This is a genomic window from Flavimaribacter sediminis, from assembly GCF_019492055.1.
GTDB classification, from domain to species: Bacteria; Pseudomonadota; Alphaproteobacteria; order Rhizobiales; family Rhizobiaceae; genus Flavimaribacter; species Flavimaribacter sediminis.
Map to the genome: position 1 here is coordinate 800,314 of NZ_JAICBX010000001.1, position 16,958 is coordinate 817,271.

Annotated in this window: 13 protein-coding genes; 5 read left to right on the plus strand and 8 right to left on the minus strand. The window is 58.5% G+C overall.

All coding sequences use genetic code 11. The features are described from left to right. Positions 1–13: 13 nt before the first annotated feature. On the minus strand, positions 14–1,591 hold the full coding sequence (locus tag K1W69_RS03775) for an arylsulfatase (RefSeq protein WP_220226995.1): 1,578 nt from the start codon (positions 1,589–1,591) through the stop codon (positions 14–16). A gap of 104 nt (positions 1,592–1,695) precedes the next feature. Then, on the minus strand, positions 1,696–3,501 hold the full coding sequence (locus tag K1W69_RS03780; protein WP_220226996.1) for a tetratricopeptide repeat protein: 1,806 nt from the start codon (positions 3,499–3,501) through the stop codon (positions 1,696–1,698). A 222-nt stretch (positions 3,502–3,723) separates the two neighbouring features. On the opposite strand from K1W69_RS03780, the gene K1W69_RS03785 reads away from it, so the two are divergent. The 4 genes from K1W69_RS03785 to K1W69_RS03800 all read left to right on the plus strand — a co-directional run bounded on the left by K1W69_RS03785 (position 3,724) and on the right by K1W69_RS03800 (position 7,644). Further along, a complete protein-coding gene (locus K1W69_RS03785) occupies positions 3,724–3,960 on the plus strand; it encodes a hypothetical protein (RefSeq protein ID WP_220226997.1) in 237 nt (78 codons plus the stop codon). A gap of 39 nt (positions 3,961–3,999) precedes the next feature. Further along, on the plus strand, positions 4,000–5,646 hold the full coding sequence (locus K1W69_RS03790) for an arylsulfatase (RefSeq protein ID WP_220226998.1): 1,647 nt from the start codon (positions 4,000–4,002) through the stop codon (positions 5,644–5,646). 75 nt (positions 5,647–5,721) lie between these two features. Beyond that, the gene (locus tag K1W69_RS03795) at positions 5,722–6,744 is read left to right on the plus strand and encodes an HAD family hydrolase (RefSeq protein ID WP_220226999.1); all 1,023 of its coding nucleotides are present in this window, start codon (positions 5,722–5,724) and stop codon (positions 6,742–6,744) included. Positions 6,745–6,825: 81 nt separating this feature from the next. Continuing rightward, positions 6,826–7,644 (plus strand): transporter family protein, encoded by an 819-nt coding sequence (locus tag K1W69_RS03800; RefSeq protein WP_370688212.1) that lies wholly within the window; start codon positions 6,826–6,828, stop codon positions 7,642–7,644. 267 nt (positions 7,645–7,911) lie between these two features. Here K1W69_RS03800 and K1W69_RS03805 read toward each other — a convergent pair whose 3' ends face one another. Both K1W69_RS03805 and K1W69_RS03810 read right to left on the minus strand, forming a co-directional pair. Beyond that, positions 7,912–9,063 (minus strand): serine hydrolase domain-containing protein, encoded by a 1,152-nt coding sequence (locus K1W69_RS03805; protein ID WP_220227000.1) that lies wholly within the window; start codon positions 9,061–9,063, stop codon positions 7,912–7,914. 127 nt (positions 9,064–9,190) lie between these two features. Then, positions 9,191–10,564: an aminotransferase gene (locus tag K1W69_RS03810; RefSeq protein ID WP_220227001.1), complete on the minus strand. Its 1,374-nt coding sequence runs from the start codon at positions 10,562–10,564 to the stop codon at positions 9,191–9,193. A 459-nt stretch (positions 10,565–11,023) separates the two neighbouring features. Between K1W69_RS03810 and K1W69_RS03815 the strand changes: the two genes are divergently transcribed. Continuing rightward, positions 11,024–11,326, plus strand: a complete 303-nt coding sequence (locus K1W69_RS03815) for a hypothetical protein (protein ID WP_220227002.1) — start codon at positions 11,024–11,026, stop codon at positions 11,324–11,326. A 94-nt stretch (positions 11,327–11,420) separates the two neighbouring features. On the opposite strand, the gene istB is transcribed toward K1W69_RS03815, so the two are convergent. The 4 genes from istB to K1W69_RS03835 form a co-directional block, all read right to left on the minus strand. Continuing rightward, complete coding sequence (istB, locus tag K1W69_RS03820; RefSeq protein WP_258570887.1) at positions 11,421–12,116, minus strand: IS21-like element helper ATPase IstB; 696 nt, start codon at positions 12,114–12,116, stop codon at positions 11,421–11,423. A gap of 308 nt (positions 12,117–12,424) precedes the next feature. Then, on the minus strand, positions 12,425–13,729 hold the full coding sequence (locus tag K1W69_RS03825) for an HlyD family type I secretion periplasmic adaptor subunit (protein WP_220227003.1): 1,305 nt from the start codon (positions 13,727–13,729) through the stop codon (positions 12,425–12,427). Then, the gene (locus tag K1W69_RS03830; protein WP_370688167.1) at positions 13,726–15,456 is read right to left on the minus strand and encodes a type I secretion system permease/ATPase; all 1,731 of its coding nucleotides are present in this window, start codon (positions 15,454–15,456) and stop codon (positions 13,726–13,728) included. The genes K1W69_RS03825 and K1W69_RS03830 overlap by 4 nt, the downstream gene beginning before the upstream one ends. Before the next feature lie 457 nt (positions 15,457–15,913). Further along, positions 15,914–16,936 carry a helix-turn-helix domain-containing protein gene (locus K1W69_RS03835; protein WP_220227004.1) on the minus strand — a complete coding sequence of 341 codons (1,023 nt, stop codon included), beginning with the start codon at positions 16,934–16,936 and terminating at the stop codon, positions 15,914–15,916. Between the last annotated feature and the right edge of the window lie 22 nt (positions 16,937–16,958).

The following is a 16,958-nucleotide window of genomic DNA, read 5'->3' on the forward strand; positions in this document are numbered from 1 at the left end:
TAAAATACCGGAATCAGTTGCTTCCGACGCCCTCGGAAAGTTTTTTCTCGATAGCGCTCAGGTTGAACGAACCCGGCGTCTGGCTTGGCGGATAGTCCTGCATGGTTTGCAGGAACTGAGCCGCCAGACCCTGGATCGGCACAAGTACGAATGCGCGATCGAGGAACCAGTCATTGTAGGTGTTCGCGTTGTGCTGCGCCTTCTCGAAGGGATCCCGGCGCAGGTTGAAGAGCAGCGGAACGCGGAGTTCCGTAAACGGCTCGCGCCACACGCCGAAAGCCTGACCGCGATTTTCCAGGAAGACGGCTTTCCAGTCATCGTAGCGGGCTGCCACGATTTGGCCGTCGTCGTTGACATACCAGAACTCGTGACGCGGCGATTCTTCGGTTTCCCCGGTCAGATAAGGCAGCATGTTGTAGCCGTCGATGTGGTTGCGATAAGTGCGGCCATTGAGTTCGACGCCTTCTAGCAACTGTTCCTTGATATCCGGAGCGCCTGCAATAGTGGCAAAGGTCGGAAGCCAGTCTTCGTGCGCCACGATACCGTTCAACGTCTTGTCGGCGGGGAATTGGCCCGGCCAACGGATGAAAGCGGGCACGCGATAGGCGCCTTCCCAGTTCGAGTTCTTTTCGTTGCGGAACGGCGTCGTGCCGGCATCGGGCCAGGTGTTGTAGTGCGGACCGTTGTCGGTCGAATACATCACCACCGTGTTGTCGGCGAGGCCAAGCTCGTCAATGAGCGCCAGCAGTTCCCCGACATGCATGTCGTGTTCGACCATGCCGTCATGGTATTCGTTGCCGCTCGGTCCCGAGATGCCCGTATGTTCTTCCTTCACATGGGTGCGGAAATGCATTCGCGTGCCGTTCCACCACACGAACCAGGGAACGCCGGCTTCTTCCTGCCGCTTTATGAAGTCGATGGCGGCGGCGACGGTCTCGTCGTCAATCGTTTCCATGCGCTTTTTGGTGAGCGGTCCGGTGTTTTCGATCCGCTGCGTACCGTCCGGATTGGCCCATGAATGGATGACGCCGCGTGGACCGAACTGTTCCAGAAACGTCTTGCCGTTGGCCAGCACCATGTCTCTCGGATAGTCGCGGTTCTCCGGCTCTTCTTCGGCATTGAGATGGTAGAGATTGCCGAGGAATTCGTCGAAGCCGTGATTGGTGGGCAGGTGTTCGTCACGGTCGCCCTGGTGGTTCTTGCCGAACTGGCCGGTGGCATAGCCCTGGCTCTTGAGGATCGTGGCCATGGTGACGTCGGTTTCCTGCCAGCCCTGCTGGGCGCCCGGCAGACCGACCTTCGTCATGCCGCTACGAACCGGCACGCTGCCGCCGATGAAGGCGGCGCGGCCCGCCGTGCAGCTTTGCTGGGCATAGTAGTCGGTGAAGGACAGGCCCTCCTCGGCGATCCTGTCAATGTTGGGTGTCTCGTAGCCCATCATTCCGCGATTGTTATGACTGATGTTCCAGGTGCCGATATCGTCGCCCCAGATCACCAGTATGTTCGGTTTGTCCGCGTCTTGAGCGAAAGCAGGCGCGCCTGCCACCGCTAGCGCCAGCGTAAGGCCTATCGCCGTTAGTGTACTTCGCATTTTCCATTCTCCCATTTTGCCATTGAGTTGCAGACACTGGACTGTGCGGCGGTTTCGGCCAATGTTCGTACTGTTCGCACGCGTCCTCTCGCGCCGCCACGCCCCTATGCTCCGGGTTCGCTCCACCCGGCGTTGCGCATGCCCGCAACGATAGCTGCGACGATTTCCTCCGTCGCCTGGTGCCCGCGGTAGACGTCGGCGGGATCGGTTCCGAGCCGCGGCGAAATTTCCGCCATTGTTTGCAGCGCTTCCCTTGCCGCAACCTTGTCGCCGAGCGCGCCCTGGGCGATGGCGACAAGAGACCAACTGATGCCGGATTCATGTCCGACGCCGTATTTGGCGGCTGCGAGCATCTCTTTGTATCGGCCGTGCATGTAGTGGTCGATCGCAATCAGATGGTAGTACCAGCCCGGCGGGTGGACCGTGCGGGCGATCGCTTTCTCGACATAGGGAATGCCTTCCTCGAAATGTCCGCGGATCGCCAGCCGCCACCCCAGTTGAACCAGGGTGTCCGGATCGTTCGGATTGTTCGCGAGCGCCTGACGCTGATAGCGCATGCTTTCCTCGTAATTCCCCATGTAGTGATGGATCGAGCCGAGCGCCTTCAGCGCCATGATGTTGTTCACGTCCAGCAACAGGGCGTGTTCGGAGGATTCCAGCGCTTTGGCGAAAGCGCTTTCGACGTTTTCCCGGGACGTCCAGCCGAAACGGGCCGCGTCCATGTAGAGCCAGCCGAGCAAAGCCCATGCTTCAGCGTATTTGGGATCGCGTTCGACAGCTTTTTGAAGGCAGTCGATGGTTGGCGCGTGAAGGGCCTTCGCGAAGGAGCGGCGGTAGGAATAAGCGCGCAAGACGCACTCGTAGCTTGGCATACTGGCGCTGAAATCATCGGGCAGACCTGTTGCGACCTCGGTCATGATGACGCCGTAGGGCTGACCGAGCGCGGTAGCGATATCCGAGGCGATCGCGTTCTGTATCTGCAGCAGGGAATGGGGCTCAAGCGGATTGCTGTAATCTTCCGCCCAGATGATGCGGCCGGAAGAGACTTCGATCAGGCTGGCGCCAATCCTGACTTCCTGATTGTCCGATGCGACGCTTCCCTTGACGATGTAGGCGAGGCCGTCCCGCTTACCCTGCTCCAGGAATTCCGCTCCAGACGAGGCCGTATTTCCGGGCGGCGCATAAAGCCTGAATTCCGGAAAACGGCTCAAAGCCGTCATGATCTGCTCGGAGATGCCGTCAGCAAGGAACGTGGTGTGGTTGTCGACGCCCAGGGCTCTGAAAGGCAGAACCGCGACCGCCGGGCCTTCGGTCATGTCCAGGGCGCTGTCGTGCCCCCTGGACAGCCAAAGCCATGAGGCGATCGCCGCGAGAAGCACGGCGATGGCTGCAGATCCGGAAATCCACTGGATTCGAGATCGGGCAAAAAGCCATCCTGACGAGCGAGACGGCGGCTGTTCAGTCGGTCCAGTCGACGGCGCCTTGTCGACAACTTCTTGCGAAGATGATTCATGAGAAGGCGGCAGGAGATTGGAATTGCAGCTTATTTCCGGAAAGTAATGGCCTTTCGGGATCGTGATGCGCAGTGGATTGTTGCGTCCTTCGGAGACATAATAGCTGTCAAGGTCGCGGCGAAGTCTCCGCGCCTCGAGACGCACGACCGGATCGGCCTGTGGATCGAAATCGTCGCCGCGGCCGAAAACAGCCACTCCGATCGTGTAGCCTTTCAGAGTGCGGGCGCGCCCGGCGAGAGATTCCTCAATGAGATATCGGAGCATTTCGCGACGTCTGGGGGTCGCTCTGAAATCCACGCTGTCCAGAACCCTTTGAAGTTCCGTCCGGACATCTTCCGGCGGCGACTTTATTGCAGGTTCAGATGATTCCAGTTCCATCTTGGTTATCGAGGCCATTGCACTTTCCGCGATAGACTGGTTTTGAGTGCGCAACAAACAGTAACAAAACAGAGAAATACATCAAATCATAATATATTGAAAGCTTTGTAACGATCGGTTTATTCTGCAGCGCAGCAAGAATAAGTTTGTAATCGCACAGGTTCGCACCTGTTCGCACCTGTCTGTTCCTGTCGGCGCAGGCGTAAAAACGCGACGCAATCAGGAATCGGACTTTGCTGCATGGCTGATACAGCTTATGTCATACGCCGGTTTGCGGCGCATGAGTTCTCGGTCCGACGGCTCTACGCCTCGGATCAGGAGTTCCGGTCACTGTGCGACGACTACGCAGATGCGGTCCATGCATGTTCGGTCTGGCGTCACGATATCCGCAGAGCGGAGGAATATCGGCGGTTGATTGACGAACTGGAAGACGAGATACTCGAATTTCTGGAAGCACACAGGCCGACCACCCGATAATCACTTTACGAGACCGCGCTCGCGGTCATGGAGGCAGGAATGCGAATACACGATACACTGACAATCATTGCGACGTGCGCCGGCCTTGCGCTGGCGGCGCTCCCGTCGCACGCCCAGGAAGAAAAGAAACCGAATATTCTTCTCATCGTCTCCGACGACACCGGCTGGGGGGATCTTGGTCCCTATCTGGGCGGAGAGGCGCGCGGCATGCCGACGCCAAACTTCGATCGGATCGCCGAAGAGGGCATGGTGTTTACCAATTTCTACGGACAGCCGAGCTGCACGCCGGGTCGCGCGGCGATCCAGACGGGCCGCATTCCAAACCGCAGCGGCATGACCACCGTTGCCTTCCAGGGGCAGGGCGGGGGATTGCCGAAAGCGGAATGGACGCTCGCTTCCGTTCTGAAGACCGCTGGCTACAAGACCTATTTCACTGGCAAGTGGCATCTGGGAGAGTCGGACTACGCGCTTCCGAACGCCCAGGGCTACGACGTGATGAAGCACGCCTTCCTCTATCACCTCAACGCCTACACCTATCCCGATCCGAAATGGTTTCCGGAAATGTCGACCGAATTGCGCGACATGTTCAAAAAGGTGACTACCGGATCGCTGTCCGGCAACGCCGGGGAAAAGGCTGCCGAAGACTGGAAGGTCAACGGCGAATACGTCGATACGCCGGAGAAGGGCGTGGTCGGCATTCCGTTCCTCGACGCTTATGTGGAGAAGGCCGGGATCGAATTCCTGGAAGACGCCGCGAAGGACAAGGACACGCCGTTCTTCATCAACATCAATTTCATGAAGAACCACCAGCCGAACCTGCCTGCGCCGGAATTCGAAGGCAAGTCCATCTCGAAATCGAAATATGCGGACGCGGTCGTGGAGTTGGACGCGCGCGTCGGCAATGTGCTGAAAAAGCTCGATGAACTTGGCCTGGCCGACAATACGCTTGTTTTCTACACGGTGGACAACGGCGCCTGGCAGGACGTCTATCCTGACGCCGGCTACACGCCCTTCCGCGGCACCAAGGGAACCGTTCGCGAGGGCGGCAACCGCGTGCCGACCATGGCGCTGTGGCCGGGCAAGATCCCGGCGGGGACAAAGACCGACGACATCACCGGCGGTCTGGATCTGATGGCGACTTTCGCGTCTGTCGCCGGGGTTGAGCTGCCTACGGAAGACCGTGCTGGCGAGCCGATCATCTTCGACAGCTACGATTTGACCCCTGTCATGACGGGCGCCGGCAAGTCGGACCGCAAGGCGTGGTTCTACTTCACCGAGAACGAACTTTCTCCAGGCGCTGTTCGCGTCGGCAATTTCAAGTATGTGTTCAATCTGCGCGGCGACGATGGCGCCTCGACGGGCGGGCTTGCAGTCGACACCAACCTCGGCTGGAAGGGAGCGGACAGCTATGTCGCCACGGTGCCGCAGGTGTTCGATATTCTTGCCGATCCGCAGGAGCGTTATGACATCTTCATGACGACCTTCAAGGAAAGCACCTGGGCGATGGTTCCGGCGAACGAGTCGGTGTCAAAACTGATGAAGACCTACATCAAGTATCCGCCGCGCAAACTGCAGAGCGAGACTTACACCGGTCCCATCACCATCACGAATTACCAGCGTTTCAAATATGTTCAGGACGCGCTGGCCAAGGATGGTTTCCAACTCGGCTTGCCTACGGGCAACTGACGCGCAACAATAGCTCGCCCCGTCCATGACGGGGCGAGCCTTTATCCGTCACCATGCAGTCCAGGAGGCGACGACATGCGGAAAAACACTTTTCTTCTTTCATCAATAGTAGCCGGCGTGTTTGCAGCCATGCTGTTCGAATCAGGCGTATCGGCTCAGGAGGATCCGCTGCCGTCGTGGAACGACGGGCCGAACAAGCAGGCTATCGTCGAATTCGTCGCGGCCGTGACGAAAGAAGGCGGGCCGGACTTCGTGGAGCCGGGCGCACGCATCGCCACATTCGACAATGACGGCACGCTGTGGACCGAGCATCCGATATACACGCAGCTCGCCTTTGCGCTCGACCAGGTCAAGGCAATGGCTCCCGACCATCCGGAATGGAAGGATGAAGAACCCTTCAAGTCCATTCTGGCTGAAGACATGAAGGGTGTGGCTGCTTCCGGAAAGAAAGGTCTTACGGAAATCCTGGCTGTCACCCACGCCGGCATGTCCACCGCCGAATTCGAATCCACTGTGACGGACTGGTTTGCGACAGCCAAACATCCACGTTTCGACAGACCCTATACCGAACTGGCCTACCAACCGATGCTGGATGTGCTGAACTATCTGCGCGCTAATGGTTTCAAGACCTTTATCGTATCGGGCGGCGGCATCGAATTCATGCGGCCAATGACCGATGAAGTCTACGGCATTCCCGCCGAGCAGGTGGTCGGGTCGTCGATCAGGACGAAATTCGAGATGCAGGACGGCAAGCCTGTCATCATGCGGCTGGCGGAGGTCAATTTCATCGACGACAAGGACGGCAAGCCGATCGGCATCAACCAGTATATCGGCAAACGTCCGATCGCCTCCTTTGGCAATTCCGGCGGCGATCGCGAAATGCTGGAATGGACGGGCGCAGGCGACGGCAAGCGACTGATGATGCTCGTTTTCCATGACGACGCAAAGCGCGAATACGCCTACGGGCCTGCAGACGGCCAGCCGGACACGCATATCGGCGCGTTTCCCCAGTCGCTGATGGACGAAGCAAACGCGAGAGCCAACTGGCATGTGATCAGCATGAAGGACGACTGGAAACAGGTTTTCCCGTCCGAGTAATTCAGTTATGACGTAACCGCCGCCTGCTTATAAGCAGGGCGGCGGTTTGCGCAAACCAAGGGGGTGCACGCCATGGCGCCAATGCACAGATATGCAGCTCTTGCCGGTTTCTGGAAGCGGGCGGTTGTTTCGATTGGATTCCTTGCCTTTGTCGCGCCCGCCGCGGCGCAGGATGCGGACGCCGATCTCGCCAAGCAGTTGTCCAATCCGGTGGCGTCATTGATCAGCGTTCCATTCCAGTACAACTGGAACCAAGGGTACGGCGATCAGGATGGAACGCAGAACCTGATCAATATCCAGCCGGTTATTCCGATCTCGATCAGCGACGACTGGAATTTGATCTCACGCACGATTCTTCCGGTGATCTGGCAGGACGACGTCGTGCCCGGCAGCAGTCAGGCGGGCATTGGCGATATTACCCAAAGCCTTTTCTTTTCTCCCAAGGAACCCTGGAACGGCATCATCTGGGGCGTTGGTCCGGTATTCTATCTTCCTACCGGCACGGACGACCTCTCGGCCGGAAAGTGGGGCGCAGGCCCGACCGCCGTCGTGCTTACGCAGAAAAACGGCTGGACGGTGGGCGCGCTCGCCAATCATATCTGGTCTTTCGCCGGGAAGGACGATGCAGCCGATATCAGTTCGACATTCATGCAGCCGTTCCTGTCCTATACGACGCCTGACGCCTGGAGCTTCACCCTCAATACGGAATCGACCTACAATTGGGAAACGGACGAATGGTCTGTCCCTATCAATTTCATGGTCGCGAAACTGGTGAAGTTTGGCAAGCAGCCTGTGCAGTTTCAGGTGGGAGCGCGGTACTGGGCCGTAAGCCCCGACAATGGTCCGGAAGGGTGGGGCGCCCGCGCCGCTGTTACCTTCCTGTTCCCGGCCGGGCGCTGATTTTCAGTTCAGTCGTCCGTTATTGGTCCCCTAAAGAGACCGTGATGCACTATTTTCTTACGGCGTTATTCGGTCTGTGATCACGTTCGCGTAGTCGCCGGGGCTTATCGGTAAGCGCTTGTTACTTACCGCTATCGGACCGGGCGGGATATTCACCGATAACCGCTGCAGACGACGGCGCCAGGACGGACAAGCTCACAGCGCCGCCACGGGCCGCGGATAAAAGCTATGTATTCAAGCAATTCATCTTTTTCCCAGCTCTCATTGTCACGGAATGTGCGCGGAAACAGATTTCAACATCGCGATCACCAATTGATCGAGATCGTCATTGACCGGAAGCGGCTCTGACGACTGACGAACAATTACTGTTTCGGAGCCGCGATCGATCCACAGGTCCTGACCATGGATGCCCACGCCGGCGAGCGCGCCGGTTCCGGTGTCGTACCAGTAGTTGTGGTAGCTGCCGCCCGGAAACAGCGATCCCTGTTCGCCCGAGGCCCAGACATCGCGATCGCCGCCGGCCCACAATCGGTCAACGAATGGCGCCGGAACGATGGATCCGCCGCCAAGACGTACGAGTTCGCCCAGGCGCGCCAGATCGCGCGCGGTCATGGAAAGGCCTCCTGAAGAGCGAGGATTGCCGGCGCGGTCGACCGTGATGAAAGCGTCCGTAAAGGCGCCCATCGGCTTCCAGATCTCCTTCGACAGGAAGTCGGCAAAGCGTTCCCCGGCGGCCGCCTCCACGACCAGACCGGCCATATCGGCGTTTGGAGAACGATAGGCGTGTCGCGCGCCGTGCGGATGACCGGCGCGCGGCAGCGAGCTCAGCAGTTCGCGAAGGGTCAACGTTGGATCATCCGGATTTTCCGGGTTCCAGAGCATTGCGCGGCGATAGCGGTCATAGTCGCTGGTCTTGTCGAGGTAGAGTTCTTCAAAATCGACTGCGACCGTCATGTTGAAGAGGTCCTGAATCAGAAGATCGCCATAGGCCGATCCTTCCGCGTCGGGAATATATTTCACCACCGGATCGCCGAAGGACAGCAGCCTCCGGCTTTCGAGAATGCCGGCAAGCAGAGCGGTGACCGATTTCGAAATCGAGAAAATGATATGCGGGCGAGCCGGGTCGCAGTGATCGGCGCACCATTCCGCGATGATGTCGCCGCCGCGCATTATGACCAGGGCGTCGCTGTGGCTTTGCTCCAGAAATCGGGGCAGGGGGAGTGTTTCGCCGGCCTCGCCTTCAATGGCGATTTCCGCGAAACTTCCAAGTGGGCGCTTTGGCGTTTCCTCGCGGCGGGCGCTCGCGATCGGCGCCGAGGGAACGAGTTCCGATACGTTCTGAAAAGACCATTTCGACCAGGGGCGGTTGCGCCAGTTTGAAAGGGTGACGTCAGCGCGTTGAAATCTTTCGGAGTGCATGAATACCTTTCCGCCTATAAATCCGGCGCCCGGGTTGGCGCGCACGACATGATTTTGGCAGTCCATATTGCATCGAAGCTGGTAAGCGATCGCAGATTGTACAATCAATTGGCGAATTTCGTTTTTATTACCCGAGCCTGGCCGCGACGTCGTCCAAAGCTCGGCTCAACCTTTCGCAGGCCATGTCCACGTGCTCTCGGCCCCAGATCAGGGGAGGCGAGAGAATCATCGTGTCGCCGACCGAGCGCACCATCAGGCCGTTGGCGACGGCGTGGTCGCGCACCATTTCGCCGGCGGCTTGACCCGGATCGAAGCGCTCACGAGAGCCGTTGCCGCGGGCCAGTTCAACCGCGCCCATAAGCCCGATCGAGCGGGTTTCACCGACCATGGCATGCTTTCCGATCGTCTCGGCGAGAACCTTCGAGAAATAGGGCCCGGTATCGTTGGCGACGCGTTCGACCAGACCTTCCCGCTCGATGATGTCGAGATTGGCCAGCGCCACGGCGCAACACACCGGATGACCCGAATAGGTGTAGCCGTGGTAGAACTCGCCGCCTTTCTCGACCAGGGTCGAGGAAATGCGTTCGCCGACCAACAAAGCCGACAGTGGCTGGTAGCCGGACGTCAGCGCCTTGGCTGTGGTGATGGTGTCGGCCTCGACGCCATAGGTTTCGCAGCCAAACCATGCGCCGGTGCGGCCGTAGCCCGTGATTACCTCGTCGATCATCAGAAGCACGTCGTATTTGCGGCAGACGCGCTGGATCTCCGGCCAGTAACTGGCAGGCGGGATCCTGACGCCGCCGGCGCCCATGACCGGTTCTCCGATGAAAGCTGCGACCTTGTCTGCTCCGGCTTCCAGAATCGCGTCTTCCACCGCGCGGGCCGCCCTTAATCCGAAGTCGTGGTCGCTCTCTCCGGCGTGCGCGAATTCATAAGAATAGGGCGGCATGACATGGACGATGTTCGGCACTGCGCCGTGAAGCTGGCCATGCATGGCGGCCATGCCGCCAAGCGAAGCACCGGTGATGGAGGAGCCGTGGTAGGCGGTGTTTCGTGAAATGATGATGTTCTTTTCGGGTTTGCCCTCAAGCGACCAGTAGTGGCGCACAAGGCGCACCGCCGTGTCGTTGGCCTCCGATCCCGAGGAGCCGTAGAAAACCTGGTTCAATCCCTTTGGCGCGAGTTCAGCCAGTTTCGCCGCCAGGAGCACCGGCGTCGGCGTGGTGCAGCGAAAGAAGGAATTGTAGTAAGGCAGTTCCTTCATCTGTTCGTAGGCGGCTTTCGCGAGTTCATCGCGTCCGTAGCCTATGTTCACGCACCACAAACCCGCCATGCCGTCGAGGATTTCGTTGCCGTCGCTGTCATAGATGAACGGGCCGTCCGCCCTGACGATCATGCGCGCACCGTCGCTCCGCAGTTGCTTGTGATCGGTGAAGGGGTGCAGGTGATGGGCGTTGTCGAGCGCCTGAAGCTGCTCGGTCGTGTAATTCTGATAACTCACATAACATCCTTTCCACATGGCTCTTTGCGTTGTTGCGCGGAGAGAGCGGCGGGGAATAGCCGTTGCGCGCGCACTGGCGCAGCAATTCGGCGTGGCAGGTTCGAGCTGAAGGCGACATTGCCCGGAGCGAAGCGCCAGACTGCCGGTTTCGCGGGGCATAATACATACGGTTTTCCAAGGCGCCAGTACCCTGTCTTGAACAGCCGCGCACTGTTCGAAGACAGGAACGCCATAAATCGACGTGATAGAAAAATCCTGATTGTATGATAGCATAATCCAAGGACTGGCGATCTATTTGGATTCTAATTTCCACTCAGAGGATTGTTTTTGGGTGTTTCAGAAAAAGTGTGCGGCTTCAGACTACAAATCAGGTTAACTCCGCGAAATACTTCATAATATTTTTGAGTAATGCATCTTTGGACTACCCGCCCCGAAAGCAGAATCCGCCCGGAGATTGTTATGTGTCTTGTGACCGGTGCGTATGGAGATGATGACAAAGAGGACGACTGCGTCGCCCGTGCAGCGTTTGGCTGTGGTCACGTTGTATCAGACGTTGCCGACGACCTTCTCACTCATTCCACAGAAGACGTCGCATGCAAACCAGGCATCGGCGAGAACGCTGGCGGTAGTGGCTGCCGCGCATCCGGAATCCAGATTATCAAGCCGCTCGACCAGTCCTCCGAAATGGTGAATTGGCGTCATGGTTCGGCGCATGCGAATTCGAACGTCGCCGTCAGTCTGTTGATTTTCACCGAGAAGTGACCCGGTGTTTTCACCGAGAAGTGACCCGCCTTTTGTGCATGAAACGGCGGTTATGCCGTAGTCAAGATTTTGCTTTTCTCCCTTCCATTGCGGTTTAATTTGCAGTGCTGGTTTTGAAGCGGAAGCTTTCGTTTCCGGTTTCGGGAATGTGGCAGTGGTGGGTGAGCCGGTCGAGCAACGCGGTGGTCATCTTGGCGTCACCGAAGACGGAGGCCCATTCACTGAAGCTCAGGTTGGTGGTGATGATGACGCTGGTGCGCTCGTAGAGCCTGCTGAGGAGATGGAAGAGCAGAGCTCCGCCGGATGCACTGAACGGCAGGTATCCCAGTTCGTCGAGGATGACGAGATCGGAATGGACAAGCCGATTGGCGACCTGTCCCGCCTTGCCCTGAGCTTTTTCCTGTTCCAGTGCGTTGACGAGTTCGACGGTTGAGAAGAAGCGAACGCGCTTGCGGTGATGTTCGATGGCCTGGATTCCGAGGGCGGTTGCAAGGTGGGTCTTTCCGGTTCCGGGACCGCCGAGAAAGACTGCATTGTGAGCCTGCTCGATGAACTCGCAGCGATGGAGCTGACGCACGAGTGCCTCGTTGACTTCGCTGCTGTCAAAATCGAAGCCGTTCAGGTCCCTGTAGGCGGGAAAGCGCGCCGCCTTGAGCTGATAGGCCACCGACCTGACTTCCCGCTCCGCCGTTTCGGCCTTGAGCAGCTGGGACAGGATCGGGATGGCGGCCTCGAAGGCCGGAGAGCCCTGTTCGGTAAGTTCACTGACCGCTTGGGCCATGCCGTGCATCTCGACGGCAACGAGGACAGCCTGTTCTTCGTGATGCAGGACGAGCGCCAGGATATCCACCATCTCCTTGTCTCCACCGGGCTTGCCGAGCAGGCGCCGTTGCAAGGTTCTGAAGGCTTCAGGCAGTTCGGCGAAGGGCGCGCCATTGCGCAAGGTCCCGGGCTTGCGCTGGATGACGGCCAGATATTGCCGCCAGTCATAGACCGTTCTGCCGGGCCGGTTATGGGAACGATTGATGATCCGCCAATGTTCGCAACGCTCGAGCCTTCCGCGCCGATGGCTTCTCCGAAGCCATCGGCGAACCTGCGTTACTGTTCGCGAAAGGCGCGGGTGGCCTGGTCCATCAGTGGCTTGGTCAGGTAGCTGAACGCCGTGCGCGAGGGGCTTTTTATGAAGACCTCGACCGGCATGCCGGGAATGAGCTTGATCGGCTCCAGCTCTTTCAGCCGAGTTTTGTGTATTGTGATCTGGATTGCGTAGAACTGCGCGCCGGTGCGCTGGTCTTCCTCGAGATCGGCGGAGATGCGCCGGACTGTCCCGCTGATTTCCGGCGTCTCGCGCTGATTGAAGGCTGAGAGGCGTATCAGCGCCTCCTGCCCGATATAGAGTTGATCGATATCGGCTGGCGATATCATGGACTGGGCGATCAGAGGCTCGTCCTGCGGCACGATCTGCATGATGCTGTCGCCAGGTCCAATGACCCCTCCGACAGTGTGGATTGCCAATTGATGCACCATGCCGGCTTGCGGCGCGCGGATATCGACGCGGGAGAGCTGGTCCATGATGGCGACGCGACGCTCGCGGAACTCGATAGCCTTCAGGCGCAGGTCCGAAAGCTCCTGGTTGGCGTTGCTGCGCATCTCCTGATCGATCTGAATGATCTGAAGCTCGGTCTCGGAAATCTTCCCCCTGGTCTGGGCGATCGACGCGATCAAACGATTGCGTTCACCCGACAGACGCGCTTCGTCCCTTTCAAGCACTTTAAGCCGCATCGTGGAGACGAGCTGCTTCTCGAAAAGGCTTCTCAGTCCGGCAAGTTCTTCGTTGATGAGCGCGATCTCGCGCGCCTTGGCTTCGACCTGGCCTTCGAGCCCGACAATCTCCTGCCTGAACTGGAGGACACGCTCCCTCAACTGCGATTTCTGACCGCTGCGGGCCTCGCGCCGCAGATTGAAAAGGCGTGTTTCCCCGTCGATCAGCGTGCGGATGGCGGGTTTGTCCTTGCGCGCGGTGAGTTCATCGGAAAACACCAGGGTTTGCTGGCCGGCCTGCTCTGCGCCAAGGCGCGTCATGCGGGCGGCGGTTTCGTCGATGCTGTTGGTGACGATCGCCAGGTTCGCCTGTATCTGCGTGTCGTCAAGCCGGACCACGACCTGCCCGGCGTGAACCATGTCGCCGTCCTCGACATGTATGGCGCCGACGACGCCACCCTGCGGATGCTGGACATTCTTGACGTTGGATCGGACGACCAGCGTGCCTGGCGCAATCACGGCGCCGGATATCTCGGCCGTAACCGCCCAGCCGCCAAGCCCGCCAATCAGAATGGCGCATATTCCGATGCCGACGATCAGATGGCGCTTGACGGATTTTTCCACAGGGGATGACATCTTCATGACACCGTCCTTTCTACCTGTTTGACCGGTCTGGGCGTTGTGCTGACGATTTCCTCTTTCGGGCCGAAACCCATCTGCTTGCCTTCGCCCATCGCCAGGACGAGGTTGACAGCGGCGATGGCGCTTGGGCGATGGGCAATCACGACGACCACGCCGCCGCGTTTGCGCACCCCGCGGATCGCGGACGTCAGGGCTTCTTCGCCGGCGCCGTCGAGATTGGAATTCGGTTCGTCAAGGACGACAAGGAAGGGGTCGCGATAAAGCGCGCGGGCGAGCGCCACGCGCTGACGCTGGCCTGCCGACAACGCCGATCCGCCTTCTCCGAGTTGCGTCTCGTAGCCATCCGGAAATTTCAGGATGAGTTCATGGACGCCGGCCGCCATGGCCGCCGCGATCACGTCTTCGTCTTTTGCATCGGGGTCGAAGCGGCAGATGTTGTCCGCCACGGAACCGTCGAACAGCTCGATGTCCTGGGGCAGGTAGCCGATATGGGCGCCAAGTTGCTCCGAAGACCATTGATCGAGGGACGCGCCGTCAAGACGCACCGTGCCGCGAACCGGCCGCCAGGCGCCGATGAGCAGGCGGGCCAGAGACGACTTGCCCGATCCGCTCGCTCCGACGACGCCGAGACCGTCTCCGGCGGACAGGGCGAATGCAATGTCCTGGACGACAAGCCGCTTGCTTCCCGGAGGAACGGCCGTGACATGTTCGACAGACAGGGATTTCTGCGGAGCCGGCAGCTGCAGCGCATTCGGCTGATCCGGCATCACCTTGAGGAGTTCGCCCAGTCGCCGCCAGCTTATGCGCGCGGCCACCAGATTTTTCCAGTGGGCCACAGCCTGTTCAACCGGCCCAAGCGCCCGCGAGACCAGAATGGCGCTGGCGATGATGGCGCCGGTCGTCACTTCGTTCTCGATGACCAGAAAGGCCCCGAGCGCGAGCACCATCGACTGTATAAACAACCGAAATGTGCGGGCAATCGACGACAGTCCGCTGGTTCGATCGGCGGCTTTCTGCTGACTGTCGAGATATTTGCTGTTGATGCTCTCCCATCGTGATCGCAGTCGCTCGCTCATTCCCATCGCAGCGACGACTTCGGCGTTTCGCCTGCCCGCGTCCAGAACGGAGTTCCGCGGCCCGGCCAGTTCGGCGGCTTCGCGCGAAGGACCCCGATTGGCGAATTCCGCAGTCAGCGACACGGCGACGATGACCAGGGCGCCGGCGATCGCTGCGTAGCCGATGAGAGGGTGGATGAGATAGCAGACAACAATATAGAGCGGCATCCACGGCAGGTCGAAGAACGCGGCGGGACCGGCGCTTCCCAGAAACATCCGTATCTGATCGAGATCGCGCACCGGCTGCAGCCCGTCTCCATGGGCGGGTTTGGCCAGCGGCAGTCGCAGGATCGTATTGAAGACCCGGCCGGACAGGAAGCTGTCGAATGACCGGCCTACCCGTTGCAATATGCGCGCGCGGATGCCGTCGAGAACCCCCTGGATTGCGAACAGAAGACCGACGAGTATCGCCAGGGCGATGAGGGTCGGTATGGAGCGGGACGGCAGGACGCGGTCATAGACCTGCATCATGAAGAGGGGGCCGCTCAACATCAGTATGTTGATAACGGAGGAAAACAGCGCCACGCCCAACAGCGCCTTGCGGGACCGGTTCAATGTTTGGGCCAGTTCCGCCTTGACGTTTCCGTTGGGGTTTTGGCGCGTCAACACCATCCAGCGCCTTTCAAGGATGAGTAGCGTGGATTTGCATTAGTAAAAGTCGATCTTTTTTGCAGATGCGAAGATAATTTTGCACCAAATGAATGACTCAGAGTCAAATTAAATGAAAATTTGACCAATCTTCCTATATGCAAGGCGCTAATGTGCAAGCGCATGTAGATATCCTTTTAAGTATCACTGCAAGGATATGACAAAAAAAGCAACTTCATAAATGATTATCTTTATAATTACTCGGATGTCCAGTTTTTACTTTTTATTTGTATCCAAAAAAGCACGGTTCTGTGAAATTTGATTAACAGCGCAACAGAAATCGGCGCTTGCGCACATGTCTGACGCAACGAGCAGACGCCCCTTTTGTTGGTAGCGCTATCGAATTCAAGTAAAAAGTGTCGCGCCTAAACCACAACGTGCGTTGGTCGACGTCGGGCGCCGCGCAGTGCAGCCGGTATCCTCAGGTGATGCCCTTGAACCAGTCTCCGATATAGGGCCTCGCGGCGTCTCTTCTTGCGGAGTTACGATCGGTTTGCGGTTTCACGGCGCTTCTCACCGATGATGGCGCAACGCCAAAACGCTGACGAAACAACTTGCTGAAACGGGCCGGGTCATCGAAACCGATCCGGGCGGCGACTTCCCGAATCTTTCCGTATCGCAACGGCCCCGAAACGAGCAGTAAATAGGCGCGGTCCAGACGGCGCTGCTTGATGTATTGCGCTAAGCCGCCGGCCTCGGCGAAATCTCTGTAAACCGTCGGTTTGGAAACGTCGAATTCCTTGCTCAGCCGGTCGACATCGAGGTCGGGATCAGCCAGGTTCTTGTCTAAGTAGGATCGCATGGCCTTGCGGCGGGCTTCTTCGTATGTCGCCGCAGCGTGTTCATCGTCCGGAGAAAGCTGCAACAGACCTTTCAAAAGATCGCAGAATCCGTCTTTTATGGAATTGGCGTCTCGTTCGAGGATCAGCGGCGCCTGTTTCAGAATGGCAAAGAGGCATTGCTGAAGCAGGTGGGTGATCGCCGCGCCTCTGGGGAACATGATATGGGGCGGATGACGACCAGGGTCATATCCGACGGCTTCATGGGGAATAATCACGCCGGTCGAAACCGAATGGCTACAGTGCAAATAGCGTTCACGCGAAAAATCAAAGATGTGTACTTCCCCAGGGACCATTTCGAAGGAAACGTCATGGCAAATCCCGCGACATGATCCGCTCCTGTACACCTGGAGCGAAAGGTAGTTGCCGGTTTTTTCCACATGGCCGCTGTGTCGACTGATTGACTGTTTCGATAGAGTGACGTTGGAAAAGACAAGTGAGCCTACCAGCCATGCTCTCACATTCTCCGATGCGCCTTCGTCCTCAAAACAGGGCTCCACATCGTAAAAGTCCTGAACCTGTTCGCGCCATGCATCGAACAGGTGGTCCTTCCCTACAATCGACTTGTCCAGCAGAAAGAACGGAACACGTTTTCCATCACTCATGCCATGCACCGTGTCATCAGGA

Excerpts from the sequence above, each read along its gene's own strand:
- K1W69_RS03795 (WP_220226999.1), top strand. The coding sequence starts at position 5,722 with ATGCGGAAAAACACTTTTCTTCTTTCATCAATAGTAGCCGGCGTGTTT.
- istB (WP_258570887.1), bottom strand. The coding sequence starts at position 12,116 with ATGCACGGCATGGCCCAAGCGGTCAGTGAACTTACCGAACAGGGCTCT.
- K1W69_RS03825 (WP_220227003.1), bottom strand. The coding sequence starts at position 13,729 with ATGAAGATGTCATCCCCTGTGGAAAAATCCGTCAAGCGCCATCTGATC.
- K1W69_RS03800 (WP_370688212.1), top strand. The coding sequence starts at position 6,826 with ATGCACAGATATGCAGCTCTTGCCGGTTTCTGGAAGCGGGCGGTTGTT.
- K1W69_RS03780 (WP_220226996.1), bottom strand. The coding sequence starts at position 3,501 with ATGGCCTCGATAACCAAGATGGAACTGGAATCATCTGAACCTGCAATA.
- K1W69_RS03775 (WP_220226995.1), bottom strand. The coding sequence starts at position 1,591 with ATGCGAAGTACACTAACGGCGATAGGCCTTACGCTGGCGCTAGCGGTG.
- K1W69_RS03785 (WP_220226997.1), top strand. The coding sequence starts at position 3,724 with ATGGCTGATACAGCTTATGTCATACGCCGGTTTGCGGCGCATGAGTTC.
- K1W69_RS03805 (WP_220227000.1), bottom strand. The coding sequence starts at position 9,063 with ATGCACTCCGAAAGATTTCAACGCGCTGACGTCACCCTTTCAAACTGG.
- K1W69_RS03835 (WP_220227004.1), bottom strand. The coding sequence starts at position 16,936 with ATGAGTGATGGAAAACGTGTTCCGTTCTTTCTGCTGGACAAGTCGATT.
- K1W69_RS03815 (WP_220227002.1), top strand. The coding sequence starts at position 11,024 with ATGTGTCTTGTGACCGGTGCGTATGGAGATGATGACAAAGAGGACGAC.
- K1W69_RS03830 (WP_370688167.1), bottom strand. The coding sequence starts at position 15,456 with ATGGTGTTGACGCGCCAAAACCCCAACGGAAACGTCAAGGCGGAACTG.
- K1W69_RS03790 (WP_220226998.1), top strand. The coding sequence starts at position 4,000 with ATGCGAATACACGATACACTGACAATCATTGCGACGTGCGCCGGCCTT.